Source organism: Streptomyces sp. H39-S7 (assembly GCF_027158205.1).
GTDB lineage: Bacteria > Actinomycetota > Actinomycetes > Streptomycetales > Streptomycetaceae > Actinacidiphila.
This window is the reverse complement of the sequence record NZ_JAPVLU010000041.1, coordinates 73,768-87,275: the sequence shown is the minus strand read 5'-3', so window position 1 is coordinate 87,275 and position 13,508 is coordinate 73,768. Positions and strand designations below refer to the sequence as shown.

The 13,508-nt window shown below is 71.7% G+C and carries 12 protein-coding genes and 3 tRNA genes; 9 read left to right on the top strand and 6 right to left on the bottom strand.

Annotation, left to right across the window (positions count from 1 at the left end; genetic code table 11):
- Positions 1 to 118 precede the first annotated feature (118 nt).
- On the top strand, positions 119 to 466 hold the full coding sequence (locus tag O3X23_RS32055; RefSeq protein ID WP_269275779.1) for a hypothetical protein: 348 nt from the start codon (positions 119 to 121) through the stop codon (positions 464 to 466).
- Positions 467 to 608: 142 nt separating this feature from the next.
- Here O3X23_RS32055 and purL read toward each other — a convergent pair whose 3' ends face one another.
- Genes purL through purS form a run of 3 tightly spaced genes read right to left on the bottom strand, consistent with a single transcriptional unit; the run spans position 609 to position 3,777 of the window.
- Positions 609 to 2,858 (bottom strand): phosphoribosylformylglycinamidine synthase subunit PurL, encoded by a 2,250-nt coding sequence (gene purL, locus O3X23_RS32050; protein ID WP_269275777.1) that lies wholly within the window; start codon positions 2,856 to 2,858, stop codon positions 609 to 611.
- Positions 2,855 to 3,535, bottom strand: a complete 681-nt coding sequence (purQ, locus tag O3X23_RS32045) for a phosphoribosylformylglycinamidine synthase subunit PurQ (protein ID WP_269275775.1) — start codon at positions 3,533 to 3,535, stop codon at positions 2,855 to 2,857. Before purQ ends, purL begins: the two co-directional genes overlap by 4 nt.
- Entirely contained in the window at positions 3,532 to 3,777 is a 246-nt protein-coding gene (purS, locus tag O3X23_RS32040) for a phosphoribosylformylglycinamidine synthase subunit PurS (protein ID WP_269275773.1), read from the bottom strand. Before purS ends, purQ begins: the two co-directional genes overlap by 4 nt.
- Before the next feature lie 354 nt (positions 3,778 to 4,131).
- Here purS and O3X23_RS32035 point away from each other — a divergent pair, with 354 nt between their 5' ends.
- From O3X23_RS32035 to O3X23_RS32000, 8 genes are all read left to right on the top strand, one after another.
- Positions 4,132 to 4,449: a histone-like nucleoid-structuring protein Lsr2 gene (locus O3X23_RS32035; RefSeq protein WP_269275772.1), complete on the top strand. Its 318-nt coding sequence runs from the start codon at positions 4,132 to 4,134 to the stop codon at positions 4,447 to 4,449.
- Positions 4,450 to 4,611: 162 nt separating this feature from the next.
- Positions 4,612 to 4,683 (top strand) — tRNA-Gly (locus O3X23_RS32030).
- Positions 4,684 to 4,741: 58 nt separating this feature from the next.
- Positions 4,742 to 4,814 (top strand) — tRNA-Gly (locus tag O3X23_RS32025).
- 150 nt (positions 4,815 to 4,964) lie between these two features.
- Complete coding sequence (locus O3X23_RS32020; RefSeq protein ID WP_269275771.1) at positions 4,965 to 5,891, top strand: ABC transporter ATP-binding protein; 927 nt, start codon at positions 4,965 to 4,967, stop codon at positions 5,889 to 5,891.
- On the top strand, positions 5,888 to 6,727 hold the full coding sequence (locus tag O3X23_RS32015; protein ID WP_269275769.1) for an ABC transporter permease: 840 nt from the start codon (positions 5,888 to 5,890) through the stop codon (positions 6,725 to 6,727). Before O3X23_RS32020 ends, O3X23_RS32015 begins: the two co-directional genes overlap by 4 nt.
- Positions 6,728 to 6,747: 20 nt before the next feature.
- Positions 6,748 to 8,028, top strand: coding sequence for a sensor histidine kinase (locus O3X23_RS32010; RefSeq protein WP_269275767.1), 1,281 nt, complete (start codon positions 6,748 to 6,750; stop codon positions 8,026 to 8,028).
- Positions 8,025 to 8,678: a response regulator transcription factor gene (locus O3X23_RS32005; RefSeq protein WP_269275765.1), complete on the top strand. Its 654-nt coding sequence runs from the start codon at positions 8,025 to 8,027 to the stop codon at positions 8,676 to 8,678. Before O3X23_RS32010 ends, O3X23_RS32005 begins: the two co-directional genes overlap by 4 nt.
- 33 nt (positions 8,679 to 8,711) lie before the next feature.
- A tRNA-Gly gene (locus tag O3X23_RS32000) sits at positions 8,712 to 8,784 on the top strand.
- 115 nt (positions 8,785 to 8,899) lie between these two features.
- Here the strand turns inward: O3X23_RS32000 and O3X23_RS31995 are convergent.
- The 3 genes from O3X23_RS31995 to O3X23_RS31985 all read right to left on the bottom strand — a co-directional run bounded on the left by O3X23_RS31995 (position 8,900) and on the right by O3X23_RS31985 (position 13,339).
- Entirely contained in the window at positions 8,900 to 9,799 is a 900-nt protein-coding gene (locus O3X23_RS31995) for a phosphoribosylaminoimidazolesuccinocarboxamide synthase (RefSeq protein WP_269275763.1), read from the bottom strand.
- Between the two features lie 104 nt (positions 9,800 to 9,903).
- Positions 9,904 to 11,442, bottom strand: a complete 1,539-nt coding sequence (locus tag O3X23_RS31990; protein WP_269275761.1) for a N,N-dimethylformamidase beta subunit family domain-containing protein — start codon at positions 11,440 to 11,442, stop codon at positions 9,904 to 9,906.
- A 166-nt stretch (positions 11,443 to 11,608) separates the two neighbouring features.
- Positions 11,609 to 13,339, bottom strand: coding sequence for a hypothetical protein (locus O3X23_RS31985; protein ID WP_269275759.1), 1,731 nt, complete (start codon positions 13,337 to 13,339; stop codon positions 11,609 to 11,611).
- Positions 13,340 to 13,508 lie beyond the last annotated feature (169 nt).

Here is a 13,508-nt window from a genome sequence, read left to right as displayed (position 1 = left end):
GTCAAGGTGCGCAGCGCCGCAGAAGAACCACTCCGCAACGTTCTGACCCCGGCCCCCGCCCCCCGAACTCGGCCCACTCACCCGCCCCGTAGCTCGTATGACCTGAGAGGACCGCCATGTGACTACGCGACCCAAGCACCCCGGCGGAGAGCTGATCCCCCGGCCCGCACGGACCCCCGACGCCCTGCGGGTCGCCCTTGCCCGCATCGCACCTCACCGACTGGAGGAGATGGATCGGCAGAAGAACGAAGCGTTCTCCATGGCCGTCCAGCACGACACCATCGGCCCCATGCGGATGTGGCTGCTGATGTGGTCCGGCGAAGTGGAAATCGAGCGGCGCCCGGACCTGTACGAACGGCGGCGCAACGCCGAGGAGTCGGCGGCAGCGCTCCCTCCGGAGGCGCCCGCCTGGCGCGCCGCCATGGACGAGATCGTTGCCCTCACCGAGGAGGCACGCTCCCCCTGAACCACTCCCTCCCCAGCAGGAGGCCGAAGGCCGACCATGAGCTCGTCGTCCGGGTGGAGGTCGAAGGCCAGGAGCGTCGCCGGCCGCGCGATCCTGGCAGGTCCCGGCCCCCTTCCGAGGGGCCGGGACCTGACGCGAACGATCAGGCCAGCAGAGCCGGGATCGTCGCCTCGTGCGCCTGCTTCAGCTCGCTCAGCGGGATCGTGAACTGGCCCTGGACCTCGATCACTTCGCCGTCCACGACACCGATGCGCGCCGCCGGGAGGCCCCGGGCGCCGCACATGTCGTTGAAGCGGAGCTCCTCGCTGCGCGGGACGGCGACGATCGCGCGGCCGGCCGACTCGCTGAAGAGGAGGACGAACGGGTCGAGGTCGTCCGGGACGACGATCCGGGCGCCCTTGCCGCCCCGCAGGCACGACTCGGTGACGGCCTGGATGAGGCCGCCGTCCGAGAGGTCGTGCGCGGCGTCGATCATGCCGTCGCGGGAGCCCGAGATGAGGATCTCGCCGAGCAGCCGCTCGCGCTCCAGGTCCACCTTGGGCGGCAGTCCGCCGAGATGACCGTGGATGACCTCGGACCAGGCCGAGCCGCCGAACTCCTCGGCCGTGTCGCCGAGGAGGTACAGGAGCTGTCCCTCTTCCGCGAACGCCATCGGCGTACGGCGGTTGACGTCGTCGATGACGCCGAGCACCGCGACCACGGGGGTCGGGTGGATGGCGACGTCGCCGGTCTGGTTGTAGAGCGAGACGTTGCCGCCGGTGACCGGGGTGCCCAGGATCAGGCAGCCGTCGGCGAGGCCGCGGGTGGCCTCGGCGAACTGCCACATGACGTCCGGGTCCTCGGGGGAGCCGAAGTTGAGGCAGTCCGAGATGGCGAGCGGCTTGGCGCCGGTGGCGGCGACGTTGCGGTACGCCTCCGCCAGCGCGAGCTGCGCGCCGGTGTACGGGTCGAGCTTGGCGAAGCGGCCGTTGCCGTCGGTGGCGATGGCCACGCCGAGGTTGGTGTCCTCGTCGATGCGGACCATGCCCGAGTCCTCGGGGTACGACAGCACCGTGTTGCCCTGCACGAACCGGTCGTACTGGTCGGTGATCCAGGACTTCGACGCCTGGTTCGGCGACGAGACGAGGGCCAGCACCTGGCGGCGCAGCTCGTCGCCGCTCGCCGGGCGGGGCAGCTTGTTCGCGTCGTCGGCCTGGAGGGCGTCCTGCCAGGACGGGCGGGCGAACGGCCGGTCGTAGACCGGGCCCTCGTGGGCGACGGTGCGCGGCGGGACGTCCACGATCTGCTCGCCGTGCCAGAAGATCTCCAGCCGCTCGCCTTCGGTCACCTCACCGATGACGGTGGCGATGACGTCCCACTTCTCGCAGATCTCCAGGAAGCGCGCGACCTTCTCCGGCTCGACGATCGCGCACATGCGCTCCTGGGACTCGCTCATGAGGATTTCCTCGGGCGAGAGGGAGGAGTCGCGCAGGTGGACGGTGTCGAGCTCGACGCGCATACCGCCGGAGCCGGCCGAGGCCAGCTCGGAGGTGGCGCAGGACAGGCCCGCGCCGCCGAGGTCCTGGATGCCGTCGACGAGGTCGGCCTTGAAGATCTCCAGGGTGCACTCGATGAGGAGCTTCTCCTGGAACGGGTCGCCGACCTGCACCGCGGGGCGCTTGCTGGGCTTCGCGTCGTCGAAGGTCTCCGAGGCGAGGACCGAGACGCCGCCGATGCCGTCGCCACCGGTGCGGGCACCGTAGAGGATGACCTTGTTGCCGGCGCCGGACGCCTTGGCGAGGTGGATGTCCTCGTGCTTCATGACGCCGACGCAGAGCGCGTTGACGAGCGGGTTGCCCTGGTAGCAGGCGTCGAAGACGACCTCGCCGCCGATGTTCGGCAGGCCGAGGCAGTTGCCGTAGCTGCCGATGCCGGACACCACGCCGGGCAGGACGCGCTTGGTGTCGGGGTGGTCCGCGGCACCGAAGCGCAGCGGGTCCATGACCGCGATCGGCCGCGCGCCCATCGCGAGGATGTCGCGGACGATGCCGCCGATGCCGGTGGCCGCGCCCTGGTGGGGCTCGATGTACGAGGGGTGGTTGTGCGACTCGACCTTGAAGGTGACCGCGTACCCCTGGCCGACGTCGACGACGCCGGCGTTCTCGCCGATGCCGACGAGCATGGCGTCGTTCTCGGGGGCCTTCTCGCCGAACTGCTTGAGGTGGACCTTGCTGCTCTTGTACGAACAGTGCTCGGACCACATGACGGAGTACATGGCGAGCTCGGCGCCGGTCGGGCGGCGGCCGAGGATCTCGCGGATGCGCGCGTACTCGTCGGGCTTGAGGCCGAGTTCGGCCCAGGGCTGCTCGGCCTCGGGGGTCTTCTCGGCGTTCGCAATGGTGTCGAGGGTCATGCGTTGACCAGCTTCTTCAGGATCGAGGTGAAGAATCCGAGACCGTCGGTGCGGCCGGTGCCGATCAGCGGCTCGACGGCGTGCTCGGGGTGCGGCATGAGGCCGACGACGTTGCCCGCGGCGTTGGAGATGCCGGCGATGTCGCGCAGCGAGCCGTTGGGGTTGACGTCGAGGTAGCGGAAGACCACGCGGCCCTCGGCTTCCAGCTCGTCCAGCGTCCGCTCGTCGGCCACGTAGCGGCCGTCGATGTTCTTCAGCGGGATGGAGATCTCCTGGCCGGCCGAGTAATCGGCGGTCCAGGCGGTGTCCGCGTTCTCCACCCGCAGCTTCTGGTCGCGGCAGATGAAGTGCAGGTGGTTGTTGCGGAGCATCGCGCCGGGCAGCAGGTGCGACTCGGTCAGCACCTGGAAACCGTTGCAGATGCCGAGGACCGGAAGGCCGTCCTTGGCGCCCGCGATGACCGACTCCATGACGGGGGAGAAACGCGAGATCGCGCCCGCCCGCAGGTAGTCGCCGTAGGAGAAGCCGCCGGGCAGGACGACCGCGTCGACCTGGTGGAGGTCCTTGTCGCGGTGCCACAGGGGCACCGGCTCCGCACCGGCGACGCGGATCGCGCGCTGGGTGTCGCGGTCGTCGAGCGTCCCGGGGAAGGTGACGACGCCGACGCGTGCCGTCACGACTCCACCTTCACGATGAAGTCCTCGATGACGGTGTTGGCAAGGAAGGTTTCGGCCATCTCCCGGATGCGGGCGAGGACGGCGTCGTCGACCGGCCCCTCCACTTCCAGTTCGAAGCGCTTTCCCTGGCGGACGTCCGCGATCCCTTCGAACCCGAGACGCGGCAGTGCGCGATGCACCGCCTGGCCCTGGGGGTCGAGGATCTCCGGCTTGAGCATGACGTCGACTACGACGCGTGCCACTGGCACTCCCGGTGTTGTGGTGGTGCGTGAAGTGACTTCAGCGTACCCGCCACAAAAATCTACGCGGGTAGATATACCGTTCTCCGACGGTTGACGCTCATCACGTTTAAGTATCGGCCGTCCGATTCCCTAGGGATTGCGTTTCAAGAAACGTAGGGTCCGATTGCGGCGGGACACGCGGAGGAATAATCCTCCGGCTTCCCGACGTAATGCATGGCATCGTACAAATGAAAACTTATTGTCCCCGACATGTCGGCTTCATCGCATCGGCCCAGCTCAACCGTTGATCAGTCGTTGATCAGTGGCAGCAAGGAAGCCGGTGGAAGCCGATTCCGCACGAAAGGACCGACACCCATGGCGCAGCGCGTAGTGGTCAGCCTCTCCGACGATCTGGACGGCGGCGAGGCAGCCGAGACGATCGTTTTCGGCATCGACGGAAAGTCCTTCGAGATCGACCTGTCGGCCGTCAATGCCGACAAGCTGCGGAGCGCCCTGTCGCCGTATGTCGGCGCCGGCCGGAAGCACGCCCGTTCGGGAAAGGTCTACCAGCGCACGGCCGTCGCGCCCGACCCGGCAGCGGTGCGCGCGTGGGCCCGGTCCAACGGTTTCGACGTGCCGCCGCGGGGCCGTATCCCGAAGAAGGTCTACGAGGCGTTCAACGAAGCGAGTTGAGCCGGCGGCCGGTCGCCCACGGGCCGGAGCCGATCTTCCACGAGCCGACGGACGACGCGCCGCGAGCTGCGGCCCTACCGACTGGACAGGCACCCCCTGTGTTCCGCTACTGTTTGGAGCACGCCGAGGGCAGGGTCGAAAGACCAGGTCTTCGATAGTCACGCGGGTGTAGCTCAGTAGTAGAGCGCCCCCCTTCCAGGGGGGAGGCGCAGTGTGCGATCCCTGTCACCCGCTCTGACTGTTCTGACCGGTCCAATGGATCGGGTAGAGTAGTCCTGCGCAACAGCGCGGTGCGGACGTAGCTCAGTTGGTAGAGCGCAACCTTGCCAAGGTTGAGGTCGCCAGTTCGAACCTGGTCGTCCGCTCAGTTCGATGAAGTCCCCGGTCGGATCCTCGACCGGGGACTTCATTGTTTTCACCTTCCCCCGCCACCCCCGGCCCCTCATGACATTCGTCATCAATGCCGATGACAGCGCGCACTGACGTCGCGTCCGGGCCGGCGGAACGCTGGATATATGGACACGTACAGCGGGGACACCCACGAGAAGGTGATCGATGTCGCCGGATTGCGCCGCCGATATGACGGTCAATTCGAGGCGGTACGGGGAGTGACGTTCACGGTGGCGCGCGGCGAGCTCTTCGCGCTGCTGGGGACCAACGGGGCGGGCAAGACCTCCACCGTCGAGGTGCTGGAGGGGCTGGCCCGGCCGAGCGGCGGCCAGGTCAGGGTGCTGGGGCACGATCCCTACCGGGAGCGGGCGCTGGTGCGGCCGCGGGTGGGCGTCATGCTCCAGGAGGGCGGTTTCCCCTCCGACCTGACGGTGGCCGAAACCGCGCGCATGTGGGCGGGGTGCACGAGCGGGGCCCGGCCCGTCGGGGAGGCACTGGACATGGTCGGCCTCGGCACCCGCCACAAGGTGCGCGTCAAGCAGCTGTCGGGCGGTGAACGGCGGCGCCTGGACCTGTCGATGGCGCTGCTCGGCCGCCCCGAAGTGCTCTTCCTGGACGAACCGACCACCGGGCTCGACGCGGAGGGCCGCCACGAGACCCAGCGACTGGTGCGCGAACTGCGGGACCAGGGCACGACCGTCCTGCTCACCACGCACTACCTGGAGGAGGCCGAAGACCTCGCCGACCGGCTGGCGATCATGCGCGACGGGCAGATCGTCGCGATCGGCACCCCCGCCGAGGTGACGGCGGCCCGCCCGGCCCGGATCCGCTTCACCCTGCCGGAGGGGGTGACCCCGGACCGGCTGCCGCTGTCCGTCCCGTCGGCCGCCGACGGGCGCCGGATCGAGGTGCGGACGGTGCGGCTCCAGGAGGACCTGCTGGAACTGCTGGCGTGGGCGCGCGACCGGGACGTACAACTCCTCGGACTCGACGCGCGGACCGCGACGCTGGAAGAGGCGTTCATGGACATCGCGAAGGGGGACGCACGATGAGCACGGGGACAGGGACAGGCACGGGCACGGGCACGCTGGAGGGGACGGAGGCGGTGCGCGCGGCGGGCGCCAGGACCGGGAGCGGTACACGGCTGCTGGCCCTCGGGCGGGCCGAACTCACCCTGCTCTGGCGCAACCGGACGGCGCTGTACACCGCGCTGCTGCTGCCGGTCGCCATGGTCTGGGCGACGCGCTCGGTGATCCCGGCCGACGACCTCAGGGAAGCCGGGCTGACCCGCAACGCCCAGACGATGAGCGGCGGCATCGGCGTCGTCCTGCTCTTCGTCGTCTACTACAACCTGGTGACCGCTTACGTGGCGCGGCGCGAGGAGCTGGTGCTCAAACGGCTGCGGACCGGGGAGGTGTCGGATCTGGAGATCCTGGCCGGGACGGCGCTCCCGGCGGCCGCCGTGGCGCTCGCGCAGTGCACGGCGCTGGTCGTGGCGGGTGCGGTGCTGCTGGACCTGCCGGCTCCCCGGCGGCCCGAACTGCTGGTCGCGGGTGTGCTGTCGGGAGTGCTGCTGCTGGCGGCGCTGGCGGCGGTCTCGACCGTCTTCACCCGGAGCGTGGAGGTGGCGCAGCTGACCACCCTGCCGCTGTTCATGGTGTCGATCATCGGGTCGGGGCTCTTCGTCCCGGTGAACCTGCTGCCCGACCACATCGCCGACCTGTGCCGGCTGCTGCCCGTCACCACCGTCACCGACCTCGTACGGTTCGGCTGGCTGGGTGGCGCGGGGGCGGGCGAGGTCCTGCGGACGCTGGGCCTGGCGGTGGCCTGGACGGTGCTCGCGGTGTTTGCTGTACGCCGGTGGTTCCGCTGGGAACCGCGCCGCTGACCAGGCCCAGGGAGACGACCGTGGCGAAGTTGACGGGATGGTGGGAGGGGCGCAGCGACCCGGCCCGCTTCGAGCTCTACACCCGGTGGTCGCTCTACTCCTTCGCCGCGATCGAGGTCTTCCTCGTCCTCGGCGCGGTGCAGCGCTCCGACAGCCCGACGGGTGCGCGCGTCGTCCTGTGGGCGCTGCTGGGGCAGGCCGTGCTGTGCGCGGTGCTGGTCTCGCGGGTGCTGGACTGGGCGCTGGGCCGCCGCGAGCGGCCGACCGGGCTGCTCGCCGCCCTCGGCGGTGTGACGGCCCTCGCCGTCCTGTTCGTCGTCGTCCTGCGGGCGCGCGGCACGCTGTCCCCGGGCGGCGAGGCGGTCCAGATCGTCATCGGCTTCACCAGCTTCGCGATCGGCCCCGCGGTGCTGAACATCCGCCGCCCGCGGTGGATCGTGCTGCTCGTCGCGGGCACGGCCGCGCTGGTGGCGGCGTTCTCCGCGGCGGCCGGACTGCCGGGAGGCGAGGCATTGGGCTACGCCATCGGCGTGGCGGCGGGAGGCGCGGGCATGGCGTTCACCTACCGCGGCTCCGCGTGGATCCTGGTCGTCGTGTGGGAGCTGGACACGGCGCGGGAGGCGCAGTCGCGGCTGGCGGTGGCGGAGGAACGGCTGCGGTTCGGACGGGATCTGCACGATGTGATGGGGCGCAACCTGTCGGTGATCGCGCTCAAGAGCGAGCTCGCCGTGCAACTCGCCCAGCGGGGGCGCCCGGAGGCCGTCGACCAGATGGTGGAGGTGCAGCGCATCGCGCGGGAGTCGCAGCGCGAGGTGCGCGAGGTCGTCCGCGGCTACCGTTCGGCGGATCTGCAGGTGGAGTTGGCGGGCGCGCTGTCGGTGCTGCGGGCCGCGGGCGTCGACTGCCGGGCGGAGGGCGACGACGGGGCGACGCTGGCACCCGCCGTCCAGTCCGTGATCGCCTGGGTGGTCCGCGAGGGCACCACCAACGTGCTGCGGCACGGCGACGCCCGCAGCTGCGTCATCCGGCTGCTGGCCCCGCCGTCCGGCCCCGCCGTGCTGACCATGGAGAACGACGGCGCGGCGGCCGTCCCCGCCGCGGCCGGTCCGAGGACGCCGGGGACCGGGCTGACCGGGCTGCGCGAGCGCGTCGGCGCGCTGGGCGGCACGCTCACCGCCGAGCCGGACGCGGGCGGGGTCTTCCGGCTGACGGCGCGGGTGCCGCTGCAACGCGGCGCCGGCACCCCGGCAACCCCGGGCACCCACGCCCTTGGTCCGCAGAGCGAGGAGGGCGCCGCATGACGCATCGACCCGGAACCGCCGCAGCCGCCGGGAGCGGCGAGGCGCGCGTGCGCGTGCTGCTCGCCGACGACGAGCACCTCATCCGCGGCGCGCTCGCCGCGCTGCTGTCCTACGAGGACGACATCATCGTCGTCGCCGAGGCCGCCTCGGGGCCCGAGGCGCTCGCCATGGCGCGGGCGCACCGGCCGGATGTCGCGGTCCTGGACCTCGAGATGCCGGGCGCCGACGGTGTGGCGGTCGCCACATCCCTGCGGGCCGAACTGCCCGGCTGCCGGACCATGATCGTGACCGGTCACGGGCGTCCTGGGCACCTGAAGCGGGCGCTCACCGCGGGCGTCAGGGGGTTCGTCCCCAAGACCGTCTCCGCACAGCGGCTCGCGGAGATCATCCGCACGGTGCACGCCGGAGGCCGTTACGTGGACCCGGAGTTGGCGGCCGACGCGATCAGCGCCGGGGACTCCCCGCTGACCGCCCGCGAGGCCGAGGTCCTCGACCTGGCCGCCGACGGCGCGCCGATCGCGGAGATCGCCCGGCGGGCCGCGCTGTCGCAGGGGACGGTGCGCAACTACCTCTCGTCCGCCGCCGCGAAACTCTCCGCGGAGAACCGTCACGAGGCCGCGCGCATCGCCCGGGAGCGCGGTTGGGTATAGTGGCTCTCGCGCAATGCACACAGCAAGCGCGATGCGGACGTAGCTCAGTTGGTAGAGCGCAACCTTGCCAAGGTTGAGGTCGCCAGTTCGAACCTGGTCGTCCGCTCAGCAGAACGAAGGCCCCGGTGGATTTCTCCACCGGGGCCTTCCTCGTTCCCGGCCACCGTGCACAGCCGCCGGATGCCCGGCCGCGGTTCGCGCGGCCGGGCCTTCCCGCGGGCTCAGGACCAGGTCGTGCCGGTGAGGCGCTCGTAGGCCTCGACGTACTTGGCGCGGGACTGCTCGATGATCTCCGGGGGCAGCGGCGGCGGGGGCAGTTCGCTGTTCTTGTCCCAGCCGGAGGCGGGGGACGTCAGCCAGTCGCGGATGAACTGCTTGTCGAAGGACGGCTGGGCGTGGCCGGGCTCCCACTGGTCGGCCGGCCAGAAGCGCGAGGAGTCCGGAGTCAGCACCTCGTCACCGATGACGAGCCCGTCACCGTCGAAGCCGAACTCGAACTTGGTGTCCGCCAGGATGATGCCGCGGTCGCGGGCGACATCGCGGGCCCGGCCGTAGACCGCCAGGGTCGTCTGCCGCAGCAGCGCCGCGGTCTCGGCGCCGACCTGGCGGGCCGCCTCCTCGTAGGAGACGTTCTCGTCGTGCTCACCGACCTCGGCCTTGGTGGCGGGCGTGAAGATCGGCGCGGGCAGCTCCGAGCCGTCGACGAGGCCCTCGGGCAGCGCGAGGCCGCAGACCGTGCGGTGCTTCTCGTACTCCACGAGGCCGGAGCCGGTGAGGTAACCGCGGGCCACGCACTCGACCGGGATCATCCGCAGCGACTTGCAGATCATGGTGCGCCCGGCCCAGTCGGCGGGGGCGCCGGGCGGCACGTTGGTGGAGATGACGTGGTTGGGGACCAGGTCGGCGAGCTGGTCGAACCACCACAGCGACAGCTGGGTGAGGATCCGGCCCTTGTCGGGGACCTCGGTGGGCACCACCCAGTCGTACACGGAGGTGCGGTCGCTGGCCACCATCACCAGCTCACCGGCCGCGTTCTGGTACAGGTCGCGGACCTTCCCGGTGTGCAGATGCACCAGTCCCGGTACCTGGACGGGTTCAGGTTTCTCGACGAATCCGGACATGGGTCCTCCCCACTCGGTGGCTCAGCTCCCGATTCTCCCGCACGGAAGGGGGTGCGATCCGACAGGGTGCGCGGCCGGAGCGGACCTACGGGTTGTGCCGGAACCTAGTCGCGCTTGCAGATCCGGTCCAGGAGGTTGGCCGTGGCGCGCTGGATCCGCGCGTCCACGTAGTGCGGCCGATCGAGCGCGGGTGACCACGCGAAGGTGCCGGAAGCGAAGACATAAGCGCCGCTCGGAGCCTGGTACAGCGAGGTCTCCTGGTGGCGGCGGCGCCCGTTGGCGTCCTCGTACGGCGAGTGCGCGAGCAGGATCCGGTCGGTGGATTCGGGCAGCGCGGTGCGCGGGAAGTACCGATCCGCCTCACCGGCGACCAGGTCCTCGATCTCCTCCCCGTCGGCCGCGCCGGTCGCCTCCCACAGCCAGTGGTCGGCGTTGCGGACGACGAGCGGGGCGGGTTCGGGGACGCGGCCGGCGTACTGCACGCCCAGCAGCAGCTGCTCCGGCTCGCCCAGGTCCCGCCACAGGGCGCTGCGGCCGCGGGCGTCGCCGCGGCGCTTGCGGCAGGTCAGCAGCCGGTCGGGCTCGCCGGCCGGGGAGGGGCCCAGTTCGACCTGCCAGTACATGGAGTTGGCGGAGAGGAAGACCAGCGAGGTGCCGCCGTCCCTGGCGGCCTCGGCGGCGCGGCGCATCGGGACCGACCAGTACTCGTCGTGCCCGGGGAAGACCAGGCCGCGGTACCGGGAGGGGTCGACGCGGCCGGCGTGCAGATCGCGGGCGTCCGCGTAGGCCAGGTCGTAGCCGTACCGCTCCGCCCAGCGGATGAAGTCGTAGGCGTGGCCGACGTGCAGCGGCAGCCCGGCTCCCGCGTACGGGCGGTCGAAGGAGACCGTGGCGGGCGCCTCCTCCTCGCCGAGCAGCCGGCCGTCGGCGTCCCAGGCGTGGTAGAGGCTGGCGCCGGTCCTGCCGTCCTCCGGGTACAGGTTGTACGCCTGCCAGGTCACGTCGGGCATCAGCAGCAGCAGGTCCGCGTCGAGCGCGGCGGCGCGGGGCGGTTCCTTGGAGGGGTAGCGGCGCGGGGCCGGCGGGCGCTCGTCACGCACAGTGAACGGAATGTGGCTGCGATAGCCGCCGGCGGTGGTGAGCACCGCCACATACGCGCCGGTCTTCCAGTACCCCGGCACCTGTAGCCGCCAGGACTGCCACCAGTGGTGACAGGAGACGGTGCGGCCGGCGGCGAGCGGGGCCGACTGGACGATGCCGGACAGCCGTGGACTGGCCGTCATGTGGCACGCGCCGTCACCGCCGTAGTGGCCGATGCGGTAGATGTCGACGGTGAACTGCTGGGGCGGGTCCACCGTCACCCTGAAGTCGATGGCCGCCCCCGGGGCGACCGCGCCGGCCGACGCGAAGCCCTTGACCTGGCAGTGCACGTCATCGGCGGTGCGCGGGCCCGGCACGTGAGGCCGGGCCGGTGCCTCCCCGCGGCTCGCGGAGAGGTCCACGTACCAGGGGACGACGTTTCCCTCGTCGTCCAGGTACTGCTCGGCTCCGCGCAACCATGGCAGAGGGCCCTGTCCGAACGGGTCGGTCACGCCATGTGCGAGCGCTCCCGACTGCCAGCGCCGGATCTGTTCCGTCCCCACGTGTGCCTCCCTTCTTCGCCACGCCCACGGGCAGAATCCTTCGCGCCCATACCCAGCACATCACATAACGCACTCTCATGGTTACTGTTCGTGGCGGATAATCGGAACAGTTTCGCTCCGAGTGAGGCAGAAACGGTCACACGCTGAAAGGGGCGGGGCCCCTGCGTCAGACGAGTCGGACGGGCTTCTCCAGCCGGACGCCGACGGCGGTGAGCCACGAGCGCAGCGGAGCCGCGTCGCCGTTCTCCACGAGACGGAGCACCGGCCACGCGAGATCGGCCCGGCGGGCGCCGTTGACGAGCAGGGCGGGGCCGTCCAGCCAGTCGAGACCGGCCGTCGCGCCCGCGGTGTCGACGGCGGCGCAGCAGACCATCGCCGTGACGTGTTCGGTGAGCAGCTCGCGGCCGGTGCGGGGCGGGAGCAGTTGGTAGACCGGGGCGAGGGGGGTGCCGGTGGCGGTTCTCCGGTTGGCCTCGCGGGCCGCTTCCTCGCGGGCGACATGGCCGGTGATCCTGGCCGCCAGCTCCTCGCTGCCGCCCCGGGAGAGCCGGTCGATCACCCGGGCGATGGTGGCCCGGCCGATCTCGTCGGGGAGCTCGGCGGCGCCGGCCACGGCTGCCTGGCGGGCGGCCTGGCCGCCCATCAGCAGCCCGGCGCCGGAGCGGCTCTCCGCGTTGGCGGTCTGCTCGGCGTTCTGCACGGTGATGACCGCGGGCCGGTCGCGCTCGGGGCGCGGCACGGCGCTGCCCGGCTCGTCCAGCACCCGGATGAGCAGGGCGGCCTCGGAACGCCATATGCGGTCCACGACCTCCTCGGGGTACGAGTCCCAGTCGACGGGCGACCAGTCGGGGCCGTGGTCCTCGGGGCCGCCGTGGAAGAGCCGGGCGGCCAGCAGCGAGGCCGCCTCGTCGACGGTGCCGGGCTCTTCGAGCAGGTCACAGGCGGGACGCTCGCCCAGCCGGGACTCGAAGCCCTCGGCCAGCCGGTCGCGGCGGGACAGATCGGTGAGCGCGGCCACCACTCCGGCGTCGAGCCGGGACGGCCAGCGGCCCATCCGCCAGGCGGGCAGCGCGACCCGCGTCAGCAGCCGGTCCCAGCCCGCGTAGGCGAGGCCGACCTGCTCCTGGGCGACGATCCGCAGCCCGTAGTCCACCGCCTGGGCGCGCTCGGAGGCGGACGCGGCCACCCCGCGCTCCATCTCGGCGGCGTGCGCCCGGCAGCCGCGCAGCAGCAGCCGGGCGACCCAGCCGAGGAACGCGTACGCGGGCCGGGCGAGACCGCCGGGCCGGGCCGCGGCGACGCCCGCCGCCGCGTCCAGACCCCGGATGAAGCGCCGGGCCGCGGCTATGTCGGGGTCGGCGGAGGGGCCGGTGCCGGCGACGACGGGGGCGAGCAGGGCGCGCAGCTCGGCGACCCGCATCCACCACATGAAGGGCGAGCCGATCACGAGCACGGGGGCCAGCGGCTCCTGGCGGCGGCCCCGGCGGCCGGCGGCCGCCCGCTCCGGGCGGCGGTCCTCCAGCCAGCTGTCGCAGTCGGGAGTGAGTTCTATCGCGGAGGGCGTGGGGACCTGGAGCCGCACCGCGAGGTCGTGGACCATCCGGTACAGGTCGGGGGCCGACGATTCGGCGACCGGCACCGTCGGGCTGACCGCAGGGCGGGCCCGGACGACAACGGCGGCGACAGCGCCCGCGAGCAGCAGCACCAGCAGGGCTCCGCCCACCACCGACCAGCGCAGCGCGTCCCAGCTGTCGCCGACGCGCCCGGTGGCGCCGCCCACGAGCAGGACCACGGCCGCGGCGGCGGGCAACAGCGCCACGGCGCTCGCGGTGCTGCGGATCCGCAGCACCGCGAGCGCACGGGAGCGTGCGACTCCCTCACCAGTTTCTCCGGCCATCGGGCGGCTCACCCCCGTCTCACTGTCACGACCGCCATCGGCGGCTTACCCCACTGTCGCACCGCCCACGGACAACGCAATGTCTGTACGGCTACTTGCCGCACAGCACCACACCGTCCGGCAGTGCGCTTCCGGGGCACAGTAGTTGGGGACCGCTGCCACGTCAGCC

Bases quoted from the DNA above. Each gene is read 5' to 3' on its own strand.
- O3X23_RS31995 (WP_269275763.1), bottom strand. From the start codon at position 9,799: ATGTCCGGATTCGTCGAGAAACCTGAACCCGTCCAGGTACCGGGACTG.
- O3X23_RS32035 (WP_269275772.1), top strand. From the start codon at position 4,132: ATGGCGCAGCGCGTAGTGGTCAGCCTCTCCGACGATCTGGACGGCGGC.
- purL (WP_269275777.1), bottom strand. From the start codon at position 2,858: ATGACCCTCGACACCATTGCGAACGCCGAGAAGACCCCCGAGGCCGAG.
- O3X23_RS32020 (WP_269275771.1), top strand. From the start codon at position 4,965: ATGGACACGTACAGCGGGGACACCCACGAGAAGGTGATCGATGTCGCC.
- O3X23_RS32005 (WP_269275765.1), top strand. From the start codon at position 8,025: ATGACGCATCGACCCGGAACCGCCGCAGCCGCCGGGAGCGGCGAGGCG.
- O3X23_RS32015 (WP_269275769.1), top strand. From the start codon at position 5,888: ATGAGCACGGGGACAGGGACAGGCACGGGCACGGGCACGCTGGAGGGG.
- O3X23_RS31985 (WP_269275759.1), bottom strand. From the start codon at position 13,339: ATGGCCGGAGAAACTGGTGAGGGAGTCGCACGCTCCCGTGCGCTCGCG.